Origin of the sequence: Neomegalonema perideroedes DSM 15528, from assembly GCF_000374145.1 — a bacterium.
Classification (GTDB): domain Bacteria; phylum Pseudomonadota; class Alphaproteobacteria; order Rhodobacterales; family Rhodobacteraceae; genus Neomegalonema; species Neomegalonema perideroedes.
Window position 1 is genome coordinate 1 of record NZ_KB893667.1, and the last position, 19,633, is coordinate 19,633.

At 57.4% G+C, this 19,633-nt stretch carries 18 protein-coding genes and 8 pseudogenes; 17 read left to right on the forward strand and 9 right to left on the reverse strand.

Annotation, left to right across the window (positions count from 1 at the left end):
- A pseudogene (locus tag B161_RS19305) lies at positions 1 to 134 on the reverse strand (SDR family oxidoreductase); the annotation flags it as partial.
- 189 nt (positions 135 to 323) lie between these two features.
- Between B161_RS19305 and B161_RS0115455 the strand changes: the two are divergent.
- Complete coding sequence (locus B161_RS0115455) at positions 324 to 593, forward strand: hypothetical protein (RefSeq protein ID WP_018634352.1); 270 nt, start codon at positions 324 to 326, stop codon at positions 591 to 593.
- 48 nt (positions 594 to 641) lie between these two features.
- Here B161_RS0115455 and B161_RS19665 read toward each other — a convergent pair whose 3' ends face one another.
- Entirely contained in the window at positions 642 to 860 is a 219-nt protein-coding gene (locus B161_RS19665; RefSeq protein WP_026310489.1) for a formyltransferase family protein, read from the reverse strand.
- 173 nt (positions 861 to 1,033) lie between these two features.
- On the opposite strand from B161_RS19665, the gene B161_RS0115465 reads away from it, so the two are divergent.
- The 3 genes and pseudogenes from B161_RS0115465 to B161_RS20385 form a co-directional block, all read left to right on the forward strand.
- Positions 1,034 to 1,225 (forward strand): hypothetical protein, encoded by a 192-nt coding sequence (locus B161_RS0115465; protein WP_018634353.1) that lies wholly within the window; start codon positions 1,034 to 1,036, stop codon positions 1,223 to 1,225.
- A 607-nt stretch (positions 1,226 to 1,832) separates the two neighbouring features.
- A complete protein-coding gene (locus tag B161_RS19890) occupies positions 1,833 to 2,267 on the forward strand; it encodes an ABC transporter ATP-binding protein (protein WP_205619273.1) in 435 nt (144 codons plus the stop codon).
- A gap of 240 nt (positions 2,268 to 2,507) precedes the next feature.
- Positions 2,508 to 2,615, forward strand: a pseudogene (locus B161_RS20385) (ABC transporter ATP-binding protein); the annotation flags it as partial.
- 167 nt (positions 2,616 to 2,782) lie between these two features.
- Here the strand turns inward: B161_RS20385 and B161_RS0115480 are convergent.
- Positions 2,783 to 3,616: a LysR family transcriptional regulator gene (locus B161_RS0115480; RefSeq protein ID WP_018634356.1), complete on the reverse strand. Its 834-nt coding sequence runs from the start codon at positions 3,614 to 3,616 to the stop codon at positions 2,783 to 2,785.
- A gap of 126 nt (positions 3,617 to 3,742) precedes the next feature.
- On the opposite strand from B161_RS0115480, the pseudogene B161_RS18305 reads away from it, so the two are divergent.
- From B161_RS18305 to B161_RS18315, 7 genes and pseudogenes are all read left to right on the forward strand, one after another.
- Positions 3,743 to 4,781 (forward strand): annotated as a pseudogene (locus B161_RS18305) (SDR family oxidoreductase).
- A gap of 78 nt (positions 4,782 to 4,859) precedes the next feature.
- Complete coding sequence (locus B161_RS19320) at positions 4,860 to 5,282, forward strand: putative quinol monooxygenase (RefSeq protein WP_205619276.1); 423 nt, start codon at positions 4,860 to 4,862, stop codon at positions 5,280 to 5,282.
- Positions 5,283 to 5,503: 221 nt separating this feature from the next.
- Positions 5,504 to 5,688 (forward strand): annotated as a pseudogene (locus tag B161_RS20340) (ArdC-like ssDNA-binding domain-containing protein); the annotation flags it as partial.
- Between the two features lie 73 nt (positions 5,689 to 5,761).
- Positions 5,762 to 6,283: a zincin-like metallopeptidase domain-containing protein gene (locus B161_RS20345; RefSeq protein WP_407635468.1), complete on the forward strand. Its 522-nt coding sequence runs from the start codon at positions 5,762 to 5,764 to the stop codon at positions 6,281 to 6,283.
- 84 nt (positions 6,284 to 6,367) lie between these two features.
- Positions 6,368 to 6,541: pseudogene (locus tag B161_RS20390) on the forward strand (DUF2958 domain-containing protein); the annotation flags it as partial.
- A gap of 61 nt (positions 6,542 to 6,602) precedes the next feature.
- Positions 6,603 to 6,818, forward strand: a pseudogene (locus B161_RS20135) (DNA-binding protein); the annotation flags it as partial.
- 296 nt (positions 6,819 to 7,114) lie between these two features.
- Positions 7,115 to 7,611: pseudogene (locus tag B161_RS18315) on the forward strand (antitoxin of toxin-antitoxin stability system).
- A 155-nt stretch (positions 7,612 to 7,766) separates the two neighbouring features.
- Here the strand turns inward: B161_RS18315 and B161_RS20350 are convergent.
- Together B161_RS20350 and B161_RS20395 are read right to left on the reverse strand one after the other, a co-directional pair.
- Positions 7,767 to 7,910: a GNAT family N-acetyltransferase gene (locus B161_RS20350; RefSeq protein ID WP_407635470.1), complete on the reverse strand. Its 144-nt coding sequence runs from the start codon at positions 7,908 to 7,910 to the stop codon at positions 7,767 to 7,769.
- 921 nt (positions 7,911 to 8,831) lie between these two features.
- Positions 8,832 to 9,056: a hypothetical protein gene (locus tag B161_RS20395; protein ID WP_205619277.1), complete on the reverse strand. Its 225-nt coding sequence runs from the start codon at positions 9,054 to 9,056 to the stop codon at positions 8,832 to 8,834.
- Between the two features lie 201 nt (positions 9,057 to 9,257).
- Between B161_RS20395 and B161_RS20230 the strand changes: the two are divergent.
- The 3 genes and pseudogenes from B161_RS20230 to B161_RS19675 form a co-directional block, all read left to right on the forward strand.
- Positions 9,258 to 9,837 (forward strand): annotated as a pseudogene (locus B161_RS20230) (DUF2493 domain-containing protein); the annotation flags it as partial.
- Between the two features lie 1,635 nt (positions 9,838 to 11,472).
- Complete coding sequence (locus B161_RS19670; RefSeq protein ID WP_157755672.1) at positions 11,473 to 12,684, forward strand: hypothetical protein; 1,212 nt, start codon at positions 11,473 to 11,475, stop codon at positions 12,682 to 12,684.
- 52 nt (positions 12,685 to 12,736) lie between these two features.
- Positions 12,737 to 13,237 (forward strand): GNAT family N-acetyltransferase, encoded by a 501-nt coding sequence (locus tag B161_RS19675; protein WP_157755673.1) that lies wholly within the window; start codon positions 12,737 to 12,739, stop codon positions 13,235 to 13,237.
- On the opposite strand, the gene B161_RS20355 is transcribed toward B161_RS19675, so the two are convergent.
- The 3 genes from B161_RS20355 to B161_RS0115535 form a co-directional block, all read right to left on the reverse strand.
- Entirely contained in the window at positions 13,228 to 13,743 is a 516-nt protein-coding gene (locus tag B161_RS20355) for an AAA family ATPase (protein WP_407635469.1), read from the reverse strand. The genes B161_RS19675 and B161_RS20355 overlap by 10 nt on opposite strands.
- A 113-nt stretch (positions 13,744 to 13,856) precedes the next feature.
- Positions 13,857 to 14,264 carry a hypothetical protein gene (locus tag B161_RS0115525; RefSeq protein ID WP_018634365.1) on the reverse strand — a complete coding sequence of 136 codons (408 nt, stop codon included), beginning with the start codon at positions 14,262 to 14,264 and terminating at the stop codon, positions 13,857 to 13,859.
- A 265-nt stretch (positions 14,265 to 14,529) separates the two neighbouring features.
- Positions 14,530 to 15,429 (reverse strand): AraC family transcriptional regulator, encoded by a 900-nt coding sequence (locus B161_RS0115535; RefSeq protein ID WP_018634367.1) that lies wholly within the window; start codon positions 15,427 to 15,429, stop codon positions 14,530 to 14,532.
- 175 nt (positions 15,430 to 15,604) lie between these two features.
- Here B161_RS0115535 and B161_RS0115540 point away from each other — a divergent pair, with 175 nt between their 5' ends.
- Complete coding sequence (locus tag B161_RS0115540; RefSeq protein WP_018634368.1) at positions 15,605 to 16,639, forward strand: aldo/keto reductase; 1,035 nt, start codon at positions 15,605 to 15,607, stop codon at positions 16,637 to 16,639.
- 178 nt (positions 16,640 to 16,817) lie between these two features.
- The gene (locus B161_RS19905) at positions 16,818 to 17,147 is read left to right on the forward strand and encodes a type II toxin-antitoxin system ParD family antitoxin (RefSeq protein WP_276202290.1); all 330 of its coding nucleotides are present in this window, start codon (positions 16,818 to 16,820) and stop codon (positions 17,145 to 17,147) included.
- A gap of 69 nt (positions 17,148 to 17,216) precedes the next feature.
- Here the strand turns inward: B161_RS19905 and B161_RS0115545 are convergent, their stop codons facing one another.
- Positions 17,217 to 18,095 carry a DUF3825 domain-containing protein gene (locus B161_RS0115545; RefSeq protein ID WP_018634369.1) on the reverse strand — a complete coding sequence of 293 codons (879 nt, stop codon included), beginning with the start codon at positions 18,093 to 18,095 and terminating at the stop codon, positions 17,217 to 17,219.
- Positions 18,096 to 18,962: 867 nt separating this feature from the next.
- Between B161_RS0115545 and B161_RS19680 the strand changes: the two genes are divergently transcribed.
- A complete protein-coding gene (locus B161_RS19680) occupies positions 18,963 to 19,241 on the forward strand; it encodes a hypothetical protein (RefSeq protein WP_157755674.1) in 279 nt (92 codons plus the stop codon).
- Positions 19,242 to 19,633: the final 392 nt, after the last annotated feature.

The following is a 19,633-nucleotide window of genomic DNA, read 5'->3' on the forward strand; positions in this document are numbered from 1 at the left end:
GCATCGGACCCGGCGAAAGCGCGTTCACCCGCACCCCCTGAGGACCAAGATCCGCAGCCAGATAGCGCACGCTCGCCTCAAGCGCAGCCTTCGCCGCCCATCACGTTGTAGTTCGGGAGAACCCGCTCCGAGCCCAGCTACGCCTCTATCCTGTCCAGGAACTTTGAGGAGAGCGTCAGGGCTTACGACGAGTTGCTTGCGCGCTTCTGTGAATTCGGCGGATCCGGATATTCAAGAACGAGCCATGTCCGCCTTGACGAACACCGTAGAGGCGAGATTGTTCTTGGGGCGAAACGCCGAGGCCGTCGACCACGCGGCGCGTGATGGCGCAAATCAATATGCCAGCTGATATCTCCGCGATCATGCCGTGCTACATCTGGCTCGCAGATCCGGCCGAGACTTCTCAAGCCGATGTGCTTACCGCGATCAAAGGGCTCGCCGAAGGCGTTAAGCTTGATGTTTTGGCGTTTTCGGAGACCATGCCTTTCATCGAAGCTCTGCCGTCCGAGCGTCAGCGCATCGTCCAGGTTTTCGTCGATCATTTCGAGGGGCGCCTTGATCTGCCCGGCCTTGAGGCGGTCCTCGGGGACTGAATCCCTCCGCTCATGTCAGATCATTGAAGGGCGGTCGGCAGGCGCTTTTCAGAGGCCTCGCTTCCTCCATGAGCATCTCCGCACCATAGGCGCGAGGGCACGCCGCCAGAGTTCGACGGCGGTTTCGCCGGGGAGGATCGCGCAGGAGCGCTGCGCGAGGATCGGCCCGGCGTCATAGCACTCCGTCAGAGTCCCACCCGTCACGTCGCGTCCCGCCGCCAGAGCCGCCTCGACGGCGTGGCGGTCGGGGAACTCCGGCAAGAGCAAGGGGGGTGATAGCCGATAGCTCCAAGCCTCGTCTGGGAGATCGCGCCGGGCGTCACCCAGACGAAGGCGTGGGCGCAGAGGATTAGGTCTTCGCGCTGCGCCTGAAGATCTGGAACGGGTGGCGATGAGGGCTGAACGTCAGGCCTTGCGTGAAAGAGGCCCGTCGCCAAGCCATGGAGCGGCGCGCCCGGGCTGCTGAGGAAAAAGCGGCGAAAAAGGCCGAGCGTCAGGCTCTGCGCAAGGAAGGCGAACCGCGTCCGGCTGGCCCCGCGATCAGTTTCGCGTTCGGCGGCGCGGGCCGCCGCGCCTTCGGCCGGAACCTGACGCCTGACCTGCATGGCCGCCGCGTTGAGGATCAGACTTAAGCATGGGTCTTGCCGCGCCCTTCTTCCTGAGGGCCGTGGAGGAAACCATGCTCTCATGATGGGAGAGGTTGGTCGACGCGCCTCCGGCTCGGATGGCCGAGACCGGGCGGCATGATGAGTTGGTGGGCGAGAGGTGTGGGCCTTATGCTTTATGCACGCCTCTGGGCCGATTGCACGGCAGTGCAGGCGATCCCGCTGCGCCCCGCGCAGGAGGCCGCACCATAAGCCAGACCCGTTCTGATCTTGCTCGCTCCAATCTCGACAGTCTGCGCCGAGCATGGGCGCTGGTCGGATCGCTGAAAGGTCGGGTGGCGCGTGTTGCCTTCCGCTTTATGCAGAGCATTATGCTGGGGCTGACTTTTGGGCCGTGGTTCAAGTCATCACCGAACTGGCCGGGGGTGGGAGCTGACCTCGGCCTAGATCTGGCAGGTGGCGGGGCTGATGGTGCTGGTGCTGGTCGGGCAAATGCTATTTGGCTGGCTTTTGGTGCGCGAGAGCTAGCTGGCCTCATACGAAATAGCTGGGGAGCTGCGGCTGCGCATCCTCGACCATCTCCGTTACCTGCCGATAGGCTTCCATTGGGCGCGGCGCCGAGGAGATACGGACGGTGCCGACCAGCGACATGCAGATGCTTGAAAGCTTCTTTTCTGATAGCCTGCCGCGCATCGCACAGGCGATGGGTCCGCCGCTGGTCATCTTTATTGTGCTGATCATGCAGGATTGGCGGGTGGGACTGGTTGCAGGTTTTTCCGTTGCTTTGGCCATGCTGGTGTTCCTCGTCACATCGCGGTTTCTGTCGCGGATCGGGATCCGGCGGCGGGATATGCAGGCCGAGGCAGGAGCCAAAATGATCGAATACGTTCAGGGCATGGGGGGATACTATCGGAGTGCCGCGGTCCTTTGGCTGACTGGATCGCGGGCGGCGGATGGGCTGATGACGCCCGGAACGGCGATTGTTGCTCTGATGCTGATCCTTGCGATGTATTCGCCATTGCTTGCGCTGCTTGGCGTGATGGAAGCGGTTCGCATGGCTGATGCCTAGCTCATCTGGATGGACCGCATTCTGAAGGCGCCGCTCCTGCCCAAAGCCGCGTTGCCGGCAGAACCGAAAGGGTTAGAACCCTGCTTCGATGAGTTTTCTTGCGCTTATCCGCAGAGTGGGCCGGTGTTGAAGGGGGGTCCTTCAGCGCGCCGGAATGCTCGATGATGGCCATCGTGGGGCCGTCAGCCGCCGCCATCGCCCCCACCAACGAACGCGCCATTCCAGAGAGTTTTGGCGAAACTGGTCGAGGGTCGGACGCTCGTTGTCGTGGCGCACAAGCTATCCACTATTCAGGCGGCAGACCAGATCCTTGTGCTGGACCGGGGCTGTATTGTCGAACGCGGGCGGAGCTTATGCCCGGCTTTGTAACCCCCACGCGAAAGCTGCGGGGTGGAGGATCTAAGTCTGAGCTGCGTGTGTTCGAAGCCGGTCCATCAGATCGGCTGGTTTCGCTGGCGGGTGATGTTATGGTTGCGCTTTATCTGATATTCGCGGATGTCGCGCGCTGATAGCCATCACCTGTGCTGCTCCGGCAACATCCGGTTCTTCAGCAGGTCGACAAAGGCCCTGATCTGCGGCTGTCGCAGCGCTTGGGGGCGGGTGACCAGAAAAACTTCCAGACCGGGCAGGGGCTGACCGGGGAAAGGCTCGACTAGATCCTTTGCCGGTGCGCAGGGCAGGGCGGCTGCGCCATGGCCGCGCTGCACTGCGGCCAGTTGTGCGGAAAAGGATGAAACCCGGATGCGGATCGCCCCGAACCCCGCCGCCCGCGCCGCTTTCATATGGAGCAGTTGGTCTAGCGGCGGCAGCAATCCGATCATCGGCAGCGTTTCGGGGCGAAGGCCGGGGCGCCCGGCGATCTCGGGGGTGGAAAAAATCCGGAACTCAACATCCTTAAGGCGCTGATAGATCAGCGAGGGTTCGCCCAGATGCAGGGTGCGGATGGCGATGTCGGACGCACCCTGCGCCAGTTTCACCAGCTCGGGAGTGATCGAAAGATCCACCGTGCAGCCGCGATGCAGAGCGGTGAATTCCGCCGCGATATCGGTCAGGGGATCGATGAAGCCTTCGCCCACAGTAACCCTGATCCTGCCGGTCAGTCCCGCAGCTTCCGGGGGAGGGGCCAATGCGGATTCAAAATCCTGCGCTGCCTGGACCAGAGCCGCGCCACGGGCCGTCAGCCTTGCGCCGTCGGCACCGCGTTCGACCAGTGCCGCGTCGATCCTCGCCTCCAGCAAGGTGATGCGCCGCGACAGGGTCGAGGCCGCCATGCCGAGCGTCTCGCCCGCGCGCAGAAAGCTGCCGCGCCGCGCCACTGCCAGCAAAAGGCGAAGATCGTCCCAATTCATCTTACAAATCCGGCTGGCTTTGCGTTTGTGCAAAGCCGTTTTGCCACATCATGAATTCTGCGCAAAGCCGCCTCTACCTATCTGCTGCAGGAAAGGGCGCACTCCGCGCCGAAAAAGGGCAGCGACATGCAGACCGTATTCGTTACCGGCGCGACTGGACTTCTTGGCAACAACCTCGTGCGGCTTTTGCTTGAACGCGGTGTAAGGGTGCGGGCGCTGGCGAGATCCAGCGCCAAGGCTGAGGCGCAGTTCGGCCAGATCCCGGCGCTTGAGGTCATCGAGGGCGATATGCAGGCCGTCGCGCATTTGGTCCCGGCGCTGGCAGGCTGTGACGTTGTTTTCCACACCGCAGCCTATTTCCGCGAGAGCTATGGCGGCGGCAAGCACTGGGCAATGCTGAAACGGATCAATGTCGATGCGACGAGCGAGCTGATCGCGGCAGCCCATGCGGCGCTTCATTCATACTAGCTCAATTGCGGTGGTGAACGGACCGCGCGGCGCGCTGATCGACGAAAGCATGACTCGCGATCCGCGCGATGCCGACGACTATTATCGCAGCAAGATGCAATCGGACCGGGTCGTGCAGGATTTTCTGCGAGATCGCCCGGAGATGTTCGCGGCCTTTGTCATGCCTGGATGGATGCACGGCCCCGGCGATCTGGGGCCGACCGCGGCGGGTCAGTTCACGCTGGACTACCTGCGGCGTGCGCTGCCCGGCATTCCTCCGGGGACATTCTCTTTCGTCGACGCCCGCGATGTCGCCTTTGCTTTGGTCGCGGCAGCGGAAAAGGGGCGTCGGGGCGAGCATTATCTTGCCGCCGGTCACCATATTGCCATGCCTGATCTGGTGCGTATCTATGAACAGGTTATCGGCGCGCCTGCGCCAACGCGCCAGATCCCGGTGGCGGTGCTGTGGCCGATCGCGGCAATGCAGGAGATCATTGCCCGCCTTACCGGTCGCCCGGCGCTGCTGAGCCTTGCCGCTGTACGCACCATGCGCGCCGAGGCCGAGCGCACCCGCTTCAACCCGGCGAAATCGCGCGATGAACTGGACCTGACCTTCCGCCCCATCGCCGACACCATCCGCGACGAGGTCGGCTGGTTCAGGGCGCATGGTATGGCCCGAACGCAGAGGTCGGATGATGGTCGGCGGCAGAGCGCATAAACCGCAATGATGGTGCAAAAACATGCGGTCGCAGTCGCGACCCGTTCAGTACGTCAGGAAGAGTAAGATCATATTGAAATGATCGCTCAGGACTTCATCAAGATAGAATCCATAGGGATCATGATGCCGCTTGATCGTGAACTGATCGACAAGATCCGGCAGAAAACGCTTTGTATCGCCTATGATCTGTTTACGGATCCCGGGCATTTCGTCTTCATCGAGGAATGGCCGGATCGTGGCGCGCTTGATGCATATTGTGCCAGCGAGCAATTTCAGCGTCTGGCTTCCCTATCAACGCGCATCAGCGTGAGAGCGGCACGTTCATCTTTATGCATGCCTTCGCGAGGTGGTTGTCGCCGTAGCCCACTCGGCATGTTGGTTTTATCTGCGGCTGATCTGTTGCGGGGTTGGTTTATCCGGTGGTCGCAGGCCTTTCCGCTGATCGGCGCTGGCGTTGCGGACTCCCCCTCAACAGCGGTGAGTCACCGCAACTCGCCCTGAGAGGGCGGGGTTTGCCTGACGGGTTGAGGGCTAGAAGAGAGGCTTCTGGCGCCCGTCGTGGAGATCATTTCGGTAATCAGACATGACCGCGCTGCCGTTGAAGTGGGTTGGAGCACCAACCTTTACGACGACATCGCCAACAAGACCATCGCCGAATGAAGCAAGGGCGGCTGCCCTAGGTCCCACCTGAGGGAACGGCAGCAGCGAAGGCGCTGCTCGCCATGCCGAAAAATGCTACGACATCCCAGCAATATTCCGGGATCACCGCGCTGATCCTCTGGGGCGCTGTGATCCGGCACCGACATTGGCTCATTGTCCGACAGGCGTTATCGCTGGGGGCAATGTCAGGAAGGGCGAACACGGCGCCATCGTCGTCTATGCCGACCGCTTCACGCCCGAGGACGAAAAGCGCTGTGCCCGCGAGACCGGCGAGAAACCGGGCCACATCATCCCGTTCCTGAAGCGCTTAATACCGCGCAATGCGAGAGACTGCCCGAGGAAATCGCCGTCGAAGCGCCGGTCTGATCGAACCTCGGGTCGAGGCGCTGATCCGCGCCACAGGCATCGAATTCCAGATTGGTGGAAGTTGCTCCCTCTATATGCCGTCGCTCGACTATCTGCAGGTGCCGCCTCCGCAAGCCTATTTCGAGCCGATCAATTGGCATCGGACAGCCCTGCATGAGATGGGTCATGCGATAGGTCATGCGTTGCGCTTGGGCCGGGGCTTCTCCTGCAGTTTCAGCACGAAGAAATACGCCTTCGAGGAGCTGGTGGCCGAGATGGATGCGGCCTTATGCTGCGCCTCGCTCGGTATCGTGCCAACAGTGCGCCACGCCGACTACATCGGGTCGTGGCTGGAGTGCCTTCGCGAGGATAATCACGCTATCATGCGCGCGGCGTCGCAGGCGAGCAAGGCCGCCGACTGGATTCTGTCGCATCTGCCAGCTGGGGGTCCCGGGGATCCGGATGCGGCGGCGACCCAACGGAGGGTTGCGGCATGATCCTCATGACCGGCACACAGCGCGACCGGTTGCTGGCGAATGGACACCAACGCAATCAGAATCACATCCCGGTTCCCGGTTGTGATGTTCTTCAACCCCTTCGGCGTCGGGGTCTGGCTTGCCACCGAACTCGATGAGGATGGCGACATCATATTCGGTCTGGCTGATCTCGGCTATCTCGAGCTGGGTTCATGGAGCCTTGAGGAACTGCGTTCCGTCCGCTTGCCCTTCTGCATGGGGATCGAGCGGGATCTGCTCTTCACCGGCGATTTCCCGATCTCGGTCTGGGTCGACGCCGCGCGCGAGACAGGCAGCATCCGTGCCGCTGCATCCACTCGATCGGTTCCGGGCCTTTCTGGCCATCCGCGAAAAGAGCAGGACCGAGGACGCCACCGCCATTGCCTTCTTCGTCGACGCCAGGGTGGTGAAGCAGCGCCTGCGTCTGGTCTCCGTCTCACCTGCGTTGCCCGACATCTATGCCGAGGATGATGGCATGACGTTGGAACAACCCATGGTCTTCACCGTGTCGGATGAGCGGGTTATGGGGTTTTCATTATGCAAACAGTTGCGGACGCCCAAGGATCGACGGGTTCAGCGGCGGCGCGCATGTCCCTGATCTCGCCATCAGTGAGCCAGTGGACTGGATCTACACCGATGGCTGGCTCTCTTCGGTTCTGGAGGGAAGAGACCCCTATGTCTGAGATCATCGAAACCACTATTTGCTGCCTTGATGAATTGTCGGACACAGCGAAGGATAAGGCCTGGCCCTAGTATCGCAAAGGCGGCTTCGACTATGATGGGTATGATGCCGTCTATGAGGATTTCCAGCGCATCGCGGAAATCCCCGGGCTGAACCTCAAGACCCGTACCGTTCGGCTCATCGGTGGCGGTACAAGACAGGAGCCCGATATCTGGTTTCTGGGCTTCTGGTCGCAAGGTGATGGAGCATGCTTGCTATTCCTACCGGAAAACATGCACCGCGCCTGATCCGGGAATATGCACCGCAGGACGCCGAACTGCACTGCATTGCCGATGCCCTTCAGACGGTCCAGTGCCGCAAATTCTATCGGCTTCGCGCCGACGCTTCCCATCACGGCCGTTATTATCACGAATACTGCATGTCGATCTTGGTCGAGCGAGACAGCCTGACTTGGCACATGACCGCTAATGCCGAGGAGACGATCATCAAGGCGCTGCGCGATCCGGCACGCTGGCTCTACCGCCAGCTTGAGCACGAATATGATTATCTGTCATCGGATGAGGTGGGCGATGAAGCCATCGCCGCCAACAAATATATATTCGCCGAGGTCGGTCGCCGCTTCGGGTGATGGTGGCAAGCGCCCTTACCATCCGGTCGGAGTATGGAACGTCATTGAAGCGGGGGACTCTCCTTCCATCCTACTTTCTCATAGAGGCTGAATAATTCTGTCAGGGCGCTGTTCGTATCAAGGCGCAGTGTCTTGATTTCTAGTGCGCAAGCCAGTCATTCCAATTCAGACATTATCATCTTGGATCCGCCTAAGCCCCTTGCGACTGGCGAAATCCAGAACCTTTTGATTGCAGCAGACCCTTGGTTGGTTCCCGTCAGGCCGCCACATCCGATGGTCGATTCATCTGACGCAGCAATTACAAATGCTCCCCTGTGGCCTTGTCATATCCTCGGAATCAGGGTATTTTGACTGCGCAACGTCAAATATAAGTTCCAGCCGTTTCTATCAACTGTTCCGCTTCCAAGCTACGAAGCATGCGGCTCATCAATCCTGAATCCAGTCCGAGATAGCCACAGATCTCGCTCACATCTGATTTTCCGCTGCCAATTGCGTTCAGAACACGCGCGACACCGAATGGCCGACCACGCCCCAGGAACGATTCATCCAATGCACCAAATTAGGTTGAAACTGCGCGCTGAAATCGCTAGAATCGGGCAATCTCGTCTTGCCTGTGCGTCCTCCAAAGAACACCTGATATTGGTCAGATATTTTGGAGAGATTAAGATAACCAAAGACATACGTTGCGTTTGTACAGTTGAATACTCGTCATCTGAGAGTAGGAGGCGGGCCGGAAATGGGTAAGTCCGGGCAGTTGAGAGAGAGCGCTGTCCAGACTTGTCCTATCAGCTCTCCTGAGCTTCCCGATATGAACATGATTTTCCCTGTGGCCGTTCGGCCACGCAATTGGTGACTGCGCCCGCCATCCTGGCGGCGGCCAGTCTTCTTCTCCCCCATCTCGAACGCGGCGAGCGTGCGATCTGTCACCTTACGCGGTGCGGTGGAGCTGGCCTGTGAGGCGTGCGAGGTCGCCACCGCCCTCTTCCTGCGCAAATGCGAAAGGCGCTTTTTCGTAAAGCCGCGTCTCCGGCTTCACGGATTTCCGTGCTGGCAAAGATCAAGGGCCTTTTGCCCACGCAGGTCCGGCATTCCAAGGAAAGTCAGAATTTTCAGAAATTTTCGACGCCGATCTAGCTCGGCCTTGCCGCTCTGACGGCTGCCGCGATCACGCTGATGATCGGGTGCCGGAACCGTCGGCGGGCACCGGCCTCCTGGCGATCTTAGCGCAGACCATCGGCGGCTCGCTGATCCTCAATGAACCGGCCGATATCCGCGCAGATCTTCTTGCCCAGCTCTTTCCGGCCTTCGCCGTTTCCCGGTTCGACGCGGTCCAGATCGATGATCATCTGGCTGTGGATGCTGTCCCGTCCGTGGTGCTGATGAACTAGCCATTCTCGGTCATGGCCAATGTCAGCGGGCGTGTCGCTGATGCGGCCTACCGCCATGTTGTCTCGGCGCTGGCCCGCCTTGCCCTTGTGGGTCGGCTGGCGACGATCTCATCGGCGCAGGCTTTGGTCCCGAAACCCCGGCATGGCGGGACGTTTTCATCCGCTTGCAGGCCCGCGGCCATGTGGTGTTCACCGCCGCTGTCGATGGCGTGGTCTGTGCAAAGCACGGCACCACGATCGACACGCGGCTGATCCGCCGTCAACAGCTTCCACCGCGCTGTCGAGCAGATCGAGACGAAATTCGACGATAATGAGCAGGCCCAAAAAACGCTTTCAGCGTGAACAAGACGGCAGCGAAGTCAAATCCGTCCAGCTAGAAACCCTGATCGGCGCAGGCCAAAGCCTGATCGAGCGCCGCCGACATCTATCTGCGCACCACCGGAACGCCCTAGTAGCAAAGCTCCGCTCTCGGGTCAACTTTATCGCCAAATGACCTCGGCAATGATCGATAGCCGCGACTTCACCGCCGCAAAACGCTGGGCCGACAGCGAGGTTCTGCTGCCCGCCGGACCGAAGATCGCCTTTTCGGGCGGTGACACCACCGATCACCGGGATCTGGGCCAGACTCGATCAGGTCCACGCCAAGCACCCGGACATGGTGCTGTTGCATGGCGGATCGCCCAAGGGCGCGGAACGCATCGCGACCACTTGGGCCAATAACCGCAAGCTCGCATAGGTCGCCTGCAAACCCGACTGGGCGAAACATGCCAAGGTGGCACCGTTCAAACGCAACGGCCAGATGCCCGGCACCATGCCGATCGGGGTCATCATCTTTCCCGTTCGCGCGGAAATCTCCATCGAATGGCCTCGACGATCCACAAAGCCGGACTTTAGTGATGTGGCTTGCCATCCGTTGAGTGGCGAAGAGGCGGACGTATGGTTCTGCCTGCATTGCGATGGAAAGAGCACTGGCATCCAGTTCGCCCAAAACATGTGGCATTGCCCGGGGGGCGGATCATCTCCTCTCGACATCTTTGCCACACCCTTCTGGTCTGGCGATGGGTGCGAATCTTTCTCCCCCATACAGGCAGGCGGCTGTGGTGAAGGCAAATCTAATTTTTAGATTGTCGACGGCATGCCCAAGTTCACCCCCAATGAAGAGAGGGTTGTCCTTCCCATCCGTAGTGCTCTGCTCGATGACGCGATCAAAATCAGCGAAAAATTGGCGCACTACAGGCTGAGATCAATATCATTGATGCGGATTGCGTGTAGATCTGCTTTGAGGAAGAAATTTGGCTGGAAGATAAGGAGCTGGCCGAGGCGATCACTGTAGAAGAACTGCTTGGTCTTGAGGTCGAAATCGCCAAAAAATGGCCTATAATTTCTTTCGTATGGCCCGACTTGGGCGCGATAACGTCTGTGAAAATTAAATAGTAGTAGTATACTAATAAGTATGCTAAAGTGATGCTGGACACCTATGGGCAGCATGACGTCTCATCAGGCAAAAAACTGAAGAACTCATGGACCGCCGGCAGCCAATCGTCTTACTTCAAGACCCAGTCAATCAGGGTAGGCTGGGCGATCGCATCAGTGCGCGAGAGTCGGTAATTCCTGAGGTGCAGCCGAGACTATGTCAAAACTCGGTTCCGGCACGGCACCGGAGAATGCGCTTCTCCACAGCGCCTCCTGTGTCTGCATCAGCGCACCTAGGTGGCCTGAGATTGGCGTCATGGCGGAATTTCATTCTGTGTCATTGTCATAAAGTCGAGTTTTGACATAGCCTCGGCCCATTGCTGCCGCTCGTCGATGGTGGCGCGCCGCAGTACAACTTACCCGAGCTACCAGTTCGCTGCTCGTGCACGGGCGAGAGCAGGACGTACTCACACAAGCGGACGAAGCCCCATTCGCGGCGCAGACCCGAACGGCAGTTGTCGGCAGATCGCGACAGGGACGCACGACAGATCGGGCGGAAAGCTGACTGACGGGCGGTGCGGCAAAGCAGATGCAACGATGCTTGGCGAACCATAACATCTGCAGTGTGCAGCGCAGTGGGAATTCGGTGATCAAGAACAAAGAGAGAGCAATTTCTTCTTGTCAGGGGTGTCGCATACCGACCCTAATAACATCTGCTAAAGTAGTGCTGGCAGCGAGATCGCGCCAGATGCGAAATTATATCTTATTTTTACGCTTGGATTGTGCTCTCAGTGCTTATATGATTCACTATGGAAGCATGAAAGATAACAAGGATGTTATATCTATATATTCAAACATAATATATGTTTTCGGATAATATTTTTGTAGAAAAAGAGTTTGGGAGCTAGCTGAGAAAGATGCAAAATTTCCAGCTGTTATTATAAATTGATACACGTAATTTATGTATTCATAGATGAAATTTGGGGGAGCCAATTGATTATTATATTACATTTACTGCCGTTTCGATTGGGAGTTTTTCTGTAGGTAGGGTATGTTAGAAATGGGTGGAACGCTTGCTCTTTGGTATGATGAAAGAGATAAAGGAACTGAGATGGTGCGTGGCGCGCAACGTCTCTTAGGGTTGGAAGAAATTGGATGTGTGCGGCCAGAAGTTGAACTGCATTTCAATCTCTGGCGCGATCTTAATACATCAATAGAGACTAATTTTCTTGATATTGGCCTTAGATTTAGAACTTCTCTCGAGCCAGTTAAGCAGTTTTATATATATATACCTTGTAAAATTCATAGTGAGCATTTGAGAGATATCAGCCAGGTTCTTAAATTTGGCCAAACACTTGATGCAGTATTTAATTCTGTAATTAGCCTTGGAGATCAAGGGGATAGATATTACAAGACCACGAATGCTGGACGTCATTTCACGACAATTTATAGCATTGATTTTAGTGTAGATGGTGATGTGCATGTCGAATATATTCAAAATGATGATCAAAGTACCGGGTCTCTCATTATTTTTACCGAAAAGTTGTGTGGTCGAATTCGAAAACAGCAGGCAGAAGGATGTTTGAACTCGTACATTCGCTTCCGATTATATCTTAAGGGGCCTGCTTCAGAGGTTTTCAGTCAAGAAATTGATGTGAATGATCATTTCACTGTTCCACTTATCGGGCGCCTTGAACTGACAGAATTTAGGCTGAACGAGAAACGGAGCTACCCGAGTAGTATTGCCGAAATTGCTCGTAAAGGACAATTTAATGTAGCTCAGATTCACTATTTTCTTATTCGAGATCTTCGCCATGAGCTTACAATGCAACATAAACCTTTCAGGAAGGTTCGCAGGCTAGAGGGTAAGCTCTGGCGGCATTATTTGCTCGACAATGGAGATGAGCGGCGCGTTGCGGAGTATGAGCGCCTAGCAGATCGCATGGTAATCTACCATTGGCGCGAGGACGCTCAGGACAAGAGTCCAGTCGAAGACTTCGTTGCATTTGCCAGCTTCCGAGCGAGCGCGAGGAACATCTGGGTGTATCTACTGATTGCTGTATTGCTTGGAGCGGTCGGGAGCTCCTTGGCAACGGGGGTGGCTAATATATTGAAATGGCGTGATTATGATGTTGGTCCTCCTGGATGGGAGGGGTGGCTGATGCTGATTGTGTTGTTTGGAGTGGCTTTTGGAGGGCTGGCAAGGCTCTTGGCTCCGCCGTCGCTTCGTCTGCTACGGCAGATCGCTTCCTGGCGAAGAAAAATTCTCTAGAGTGCCCGATGGCACCTTCCCCGACATGCCCTAGATGTAGTAGGAAAGAGTGATGAACAGGCAAGCCCCATCCATGATCTGGACATCCTCACGCCCACTTGTGACACCTTGCGCTGCGAGTGTCACGTTGTGGTCGGTGTGGTCTGAGCTTCGTCATTTGGAGGGCGTGTATCCGGGTTTCGGCTCGTGGTATTGGAAGAAAGTTGTTCCTGGTCTCCACGATGGCAGCCGTAAGATTCTGACTTCCACGGCAGGCGGTGTCTTGAGTGGCATCGTTATTGCTAAATCTCAAAATGAAAAAAAGATTTGCACTGTCTGGGTGCCGAGAGAGTTTCGGGGGCATTCAATTGCTCGGCATCTGATGCAAGGTGCATTCGATTGGCTGGGGACGACAAAGCCGTTGTTTACGGTTCCGGATGAACGGATGCAGGAGTTCGCCGGACTCGTCAGGGAATTGGGGTTTGAGTACCGCTCAACAGAGTCAGATTACTACGGAATTGGGCGTATTGAGCATGTTTTCAACGGTGTGCTTAAAGCTCCACTTCATGCTTGAGCCTCTCTGAGCCAGCGGGATAGAGCAGAGATATCTCCGGAATCTAGAAGAAGAAATGGCACGCTGAGCCGTTCAGCTTGGGATCTGGAGTGCTCGATTTCTTCGCTTTGGAAACGCTCTATGCTAGAAAATGACATCTCGGGGCGGGCTGCTTCGATCCGGCGCCGCTGTATGCATAGAACATCCGCGCGAACGACAGCGATGCCGGATGGCCCAAGCGCATCGAAATCCTCGTTTGAGATAGGTAGCGGATCAGATCGAACATCAAGCACAGCATGCCCATCTAGAATTGTGTTTGAGGCGTTAAGTAGTCCTCTTCGGTGCAGTTCATCCACTAGCGCCCGTTGGTTTTGGTGAGCTGTCTCATGATCTCGCAGGATTAAAGGGCGACCGATCTCTCTGAGCACACTGCTTGCTACAACGTGCTTCCATCTTGTTTCTTGTGAGACTAATGCCGTCAGGGTCGAGGTCTTGCCTGCTCGAGATGCACCAGTGACAAGAAACATTTTCCAGACCGCCTTTTTCTTGATCTAGGAATTACTATAGATGCTTGGCGAGGGCATCCGACATCTTTTATCTCTATGCGCTTTGTGGTCGCGTCCCGTTAACACGAGGAGGATTACCCTAGGTCCTTAACCGCTTCGTCGTTTGCTAAGGCATCGGCAACCTGTTGATCAAGTGCGACCCAGATGACAGCGCCGCTTTTGTGAATATAACGAATGGGGCGATGAAGGCGTACTGCGCTGGACATGATCCATGCATGGCGATGCTTGGAGAACTTCCCGGTAAGGAAAGTATCAGACGGAATATGATGCTTGTCGGCGTTGTCGATCATCCTCTGATCAGATAGCGGCCCGTCAGTTCCGATCATTCTGGCGACACCAACCACATGGCCACCGCCTTTTTTGATCAGACCAATCCAGCCGCGCAGCTTTGCGGATGTGCGGCGCATTTCCCAGATCTTGGTGCCATTCATGATCTTGGTGATCCATGGCTCGTCGACGATAAGTGCTTTTTCGATTTTCATGCTGGCGATCAGCCCACTTCGGTGATCCAGTTTGGAGGTTAGCGTATGATCGGGCTTTCGTCCATCTGGATGATGGTTTCAGGAGCCGGTGGTCGGTGTCTGTTCAAGCAGATCATGGCGCTCATCCCGCACCAGAGCAGGCAAGTCGCTGTCAGAATCGGTGACGACAGCTTGCGCTCCGCAACGTATCTTCAGATACGAAGCGGACCTCTGTGATTCACGCAGCGAATTTCCGCTCACCGCCCAATATGTCGATGGCGCATCATCAGGCATCTATATGCGGCGCAAACGTGCTGCGAATGGCTTTGCCGTCCCGGCCCGGTGGCGATCCGAACAGGCGACGATATTCCCGGCTGAACTGAGAGGGGCTTTCGTAACCGATCGCATAGCCGATGCGGGCTATGTCGGCGCGGTCGGCGAGGAGCAGGCGGCGGGCCTCCTGCAAGCGGAGCTGTTTTTGGTACTGCATCGGCGTCATTGCTGTTACTGCCTTGAAATGGCGGTGGAAGGTGGCGGGGCTCATCCCGGCGACCTCGGCCAGTTGCCGCACGTTCAACTGGTCGGCAAAGCCCTCGCGAATGCAGGCAATGGTCCGGCCGATCCGCGCCATGGGACTGCCGGCAAGGCCTATCTGGCGCAACGTCGGCCCCATCGGACCATTCAGCAAAATCCAGGTGATCTCCCGCCGGATCAACGGCGCGAGGACCGGGATGTCGCGCGGCCGGTCGCACAAAGCAAACAACCGGCAGAGCGGATCGGCCAGATCCGCCCCGAAATCATGGACGGCAAGCGCCGCTTCGGTGGAGGCGGCCCCGGTTCCGTCAAGTTCCAATAGCAGATCTGAAATCGTCGCTGGGTCCAGCGCCAGGCTGAAGGCCAGATAAGGCAGGTCTGGCGTCGCGCGGGTGATTTCGGCCCGGATCGGCACTTCCATCGATGCGATCAGGCATTTGCCCTCATCATAACGATAGGCGCGGTTGCCCAGCATGCTGGTCTTGGCGCCCTGTGCCACCACGCAGAGCGAGGGGCGATAGACAGCGTGGATCGGTCCCGTTGGCGCTGCGGCCGACGTGAGAAGCAGCCCATCGATCAGGGCTTCTCGGCCACGCGCCTGCCATTGGCGGGCGATCAGGGCCTTGAGCAAGGCAAGGGCGTCGTTTTCCATGCCCTCTAATCTACGCTTCGTTCGGGCGTTCCGCAGCCTAAAATCGGCACGGATGAGAGGATCGTGCAAGGATATGCGAGGATCGGCGTCGAGGCGCTGGGCGGGAATGCCCTATCTTGGCCCAGAGTTCGGGGCACTGAACCCGGTCCTTCTCCCGACGCGAAAGGAATGTCCCGTGCGGTATCGCACTCTCGGTCCCAGCGGCCTTCTGGTCTCGGAACTCTGCCTTGGCACTATGACCTTTGGCGGGTCCGACGGCATATGGGGCCAGATTGGTCAGTTGCAGCAGGACGAGGCCGACGCGCTGGTCAGGACGGCCTTTGACGCCGGCATCAATTTCATCGACACCGCCAATGTCTATGCGGGCGGCGAGAGCGAGCGGATCCTCGGTCAGTCGATCCTCAACCTTGGCATCCCACGCGACGATGTGGTGATCGCGACCAAGGTGCTTGGCCCGATGGGTGAAGGCCCAAACGCGCGGGGCGCCTCGCGCGCGCATATCATGGCGCAGGCCAAGGCCAGCCTGTCGCGCTTGCAGTTGGACCATATCGACCTTTACCAGATCCACGGCTTCGATCCGCTGACCCCGATCACCGAGACGCTTGAGGCCCTTGATACGCTCGTCCGGCAGGGTCACGTGCGCTATGTCGGGTTGTCGAACTGGGCCGCCTGGCAAATCGTTAAGGCGGTCGGCATCGTTGAAGCGCGCAAGCTGGCGCCGATCTTGTCGCTGCAAGCCTATTATACGCTGGTCGGCCGGGATCTGGAACGTGAGATCGTGCCGATGCTGCGGGCCGAGGGTATCGGCCTGATGGTCTGGAGTCCGCTGGCGGGCGGGTTCCTTTCGGGCAAATACAGCAGTGACGGTGCGAATGACGGCCGTAGGGCGAGCTTCAACTTCCCGCCCGTCGATCTGGAACGGGGCGATGCGGCCATCGCGGTCATGCGCGGGATCGCATCGGCCAAAGGCTGCACGGTGGCGCAGGTGGCGCTGGCCTGGCTGCTGCATCAACCGGTGGTGACAAGTGTGATCGTGGGTGCGAAACGGATTGAGCAGTTGCAGGACAATATACGCTCGACCGAGTTAGCGCTTTCGATCGAGGATCTTGCGGCGCTGGACAAAGTGACGACACAGCCTGCCGAGTATCCGGGCTGGATGCTGGAGCGTCAGTCGGAATATCGCGCGGGGTTCCTGTCGCAGAAGGCCTGAAATCTCAAATCGCCCCGCCCGCGCCAAGGGCGGGGCGATGGTGTCTGGCGCTGACTGAGGTTTTCCTCGTGCCTGATTAGCTGGGCGACCCGGACGCACATCCCGGAATCCGTATGACTTTGGGCGGGCTGCTCCGGGTGCGCCGCGGCAGGCGGCGCATCTCAAGCCTGCCCCCCTGTTGAGGGTATGTTCGAAGCTGACAGAACCGATGCGGGACTATGTGGACGGCCAGATCCGGTCTGGGGCCTATGCCAATCTCAGCGAAGTGGTGCGTGCCGGTATCCGCCTGCTGATGGAGAGGGACGGGGCCCGGAAGTTCTACGCGCTGAAGGCCGAACTTGAGCATGCTGCATGTCTGGCCAAACCGATCGGTCGGGGTCAGATGTGTGGTCGCCTAGGGATGGTTCCGCCGCCCGAAGTAAAAACGCAAGTTTGGGTCCAAGCCGGACATTCGCATGTCCGTGGATTCTGGATACCATGTCCGGAATGGGGGCAAGATCATCAGTAGACGGATGAATGACGAGACGCCGAATGGCGTCCCGCATCGTTTCAGGAACCCGTTTTCGGGACGTCCATTTTACGGGTTAAGCCAGTCCTTGTCAGGCCGCGTGATCAGGCGGGCCGAAAAATATGCGTGGTCTAGATCGAAGATAGTCTTGATCCGATAGGTCCGCAGGGCGTCGTCCCGTTCCACTAAGAAGCACGACACCTCGCTCACGTTGCTGGCGGAGCTAAACGGCAGCAGCAGCTGCATCCTCTGCTCTTCGACGAAAAACACTGGGATCGCGACCTTGTAGTTGCGACGGATCTTCGGGATCAGGTTCTCCAAAGCACCACGGAGGTAATTCCTGACGACATCGTCGGAGAAATTGGGCATGCCAGCCCGCTCCTTCGCCCGCTCGAAGAGATGGTCGAAGACCTCTCGGTCAAGGCTGTATTCCGTGTCGAAGATGAAGTCCCGGCTATCCTTTGAGTACCATGCGATGTCGGGTTGCTTCGTCCCAAAATTGCTCTGGTAGTTCCGGTCATTTGGTGCGTAGCACCCCTTAAAGACCCAGTCTGGCGTCTCACGCTCCGGCATTCCGGGCCGAGGCTTATATTTCTCGAAGACCGCCATTAGATCGGCACCGTGGGCGTTCTGTAGGCCGGTGTTGAACGTGATCCAGTCCCCGCATGGGGACTCGATGAAGAACCGCCCAGGCTCCTGCTGCTCGAGGACGACCAAGCGTTTGAACGTGTAGTTTAGGTAGTTCCGCAGCTTCGGATACGCTTGGTTGGCGTATTTATCTTTGAAGCGCTGCTGGTGGAAGTGCCACGCGTCGACACCGTCAACGGTCTGGCGGGCGACGAGGGCGAAGGGTTCGTTGTAGTCGCCTTTGATCGCGTAGAAATGCGCAAACACCTCATCGACCGGTTGTTCGCGATGCATCTTAAACAGGCTTGCATATGCCTTCATAGTAGCTATCCTTTGTGTGGGTTTATTTGTGTGGTAGGCGGGATAGAGACGATATTAGCCTCGGGATCTGATGCCCCGAGGCTATTTATCTATATCCTCTTTCGAGGAAGATCTTTAAAAGGTGCCCGTAGGGCTGAAAGCTGTGTAGGGGTAGGTGTTTCGTCTAAGCTGTATAGCGCATAAGGCGGCAATCACGCCACTGATATGAGGAATTTAGACTCAAGGGTGGCCAGAGTCAAGCTCTAAATTCAAAAGCATGCATCCTAGGGGAAGATGATGTCGACGTTATCCGCATGGCGACTGCATGACGTTGCCGGTGGAGCCGGCGCCGGCAGGGTTCCGCGGTGCCGCCTTCGATGATCATGGCGTCTCACGGCAGCGGGGCATCGCCTTGGCCGATTTCTCCTTCTATCTTCTTCACCTTGATCGAAGATTGGCAGGGCAACGAATTGCGCGATGAGGGTAAGGCGTCACGCAAGCAAGACCTTACGGTGCTGCGCCATCGGCTCCATCCCGGGAACGCGGAAGCAGGTCTCGAACTGCGCGTCCATCTCTCCTGATGCAGACTGCGCGCCCGTTCAGGATCGCAACGCATGGCGTGGATCAGCAACACCACTCTTCGTAGCGGCGCATTCATCGCGATACCGAGAGGTGCTTAGCGCAAGTTGCGCAGAACATCGATCAGGCGATCATGAGCGCGTGCAGACGCCTCGTTCCAGCTGACATAGGCCGGATCCAGATTGTAGCCGATGCCTTCAAGATCCCGTTCAGCCGGATATATTCCGCTAGCGCGGGCAGAAGCGTGGCGAACGCAGTGGAGAGTGCGGTTGCGCGAGTCCGACCGGCGGGCACGAAGGGCGTATGCACATGCTTGTTCATGTGAGTTCGTCTTGCTCCACGAGCCAGACGGTCAGCATGGGTCGCAGTGGTGAGCCGCCCGAAGGCCGATATGTGGCCCACCTCGATGCCGGTATGCTCACAACCGAGGCGCATCATGTCGAACACCGGCCATTGCAGAAAATACGGCGTTCTGGCGACTATGGCCATGACGAGAAGAGGATCCATCTGCGCGGCACGATATTTATCGCAGTCATTCTTCATGAAGAGAAATATTTTATTGAAATTGAATTATTATTGAAATTATGAATTTCAAAAAATTAATAAAAATTACTATTAGTAAGGTAATATTTTATATAAAAATCATCATATTATGTCCTGCAGCAGAACGATATCAGATAAAATTACTCAGGTTTCATGCCAAAATTGCGATGATTAATTTGATGAAGATTGATCGAATTGAAGATAGTTCCTTGAATTTATTTGTAATTTCTTAGATTTATGTATTTGACACATTTGAGCGCCTAGAGCGGTCGCCTTGAAGGCTACGCAGGGGCTGTGGATTTCGAAATCCCCCGGGCGGAGCTGGAGCGGGCTCGGAGCTATCGCTCCGGGGCGCAGCGCGTCCGTCAGGAGGAAATCCGGGAAGCCGCGATTGAATCTGGGAGGGGCCGAGCGCGCGGTTAGTCTGTCATAACCAG

What these genes read in the sequence shown, in the direction of transcription:
- B161_RS0115455 (WP_018634352.1), top strand. Translation starts at nt 324, where the DNA reads ATGGCGCAAATCAATATGCCAGCTGATATCTCCGCGATCATGCCGTGC.
- B161_RS0115465 (WP_018634353.1), top strand. Translation starts at nt 1,034, where the DNA reads ATGGAGCGGCGCGCCCGGGCTGCTGAGGAAAAAGCGGCGAAAAAGGCC.
- B161_RS0115480 (WP_018634356.1), bottom strand. Translation starts at nt 3,616, where the DNA reads ATGAATTGGGACGATCTTCGCCTTTTGCTGGCAGTGGCGCGGCGCGGC.
- B161_RS19320 (WP_205619276.1), top strand. Translation starts at nt 4,860, where the DNA reads ATGATCGCTCAGGACTTCATCAAGATAGAATCCATAGGGATCATGATG.
- B161_RS20345 (WP_407635468.1), top strand. Translation starts at nt 5,762, where the DNA reads ATGCGAGAGACTGCCCGAGGAAATCGCCGTCGAAGCGCCGGTCTGATC.
- B161_RS20395 (WP_205619277.1), bottom strand. Translation starts at nt 9,056, where the DNA reads ATGGCGGTAGGCCGCATCAGCGACACGCCCGCTGACATTGGCCATGAC.
- B161_RS19670 (WP_157755672.1), top strand. Translation starts at nt 11,473, where the DNA reads ATGGGTGGAACGCTTGCTCTTTGGTATGATGAAAGAGATAAAGGAACT.
- B161_RS19675 (WP_157755673.1), top strand. Translation starts at nt 12,737, where the DNA reads ATGAACAGGCAAGCCCCATCCATGATCTGGACATCCTCACGCCCACTT.
- B161_RS20355 (WP_407635469.1), bottom strand. Translation starts at nt 13,743, where the DNA reads ATGTTTCTTGTCACTGGTGCATCTCGAGCAGGCAAGACCTCGACCCTG.
- B161_RS0115525 (WP_018634365.1), bottom strand. Translation starts at nt 14,264, where the DNA reads ATGAAAATCGAAAAAGCACTTATCGTCGACGAGCCATGGATCACCAAG.
- B161_RS0115535 (WP_018634367.1), bottom strand. Translation starts at nt 15,429, where the DNA reads ATGGAAAACGACGCCCTTGCCTTGCTCAAGGCCCTGATCGCCCGCCAA.
- B161_RS0115545 (WP_018634369.1), bottom strand. Translation starts at nt 18,095, where the DNA reads ATGAAGGCATATGCAAGCCTGTTTAAGATGCATCGCGAACAACCGGTC.
- B161_RS19680 (WP_157755674.1), top strand. Translation starts at nt 18,963, where the DNA reads ATGCTTGTTCATGTGAGTTCGTCTTGCTCCACGAGCCAGACGGTCAGC.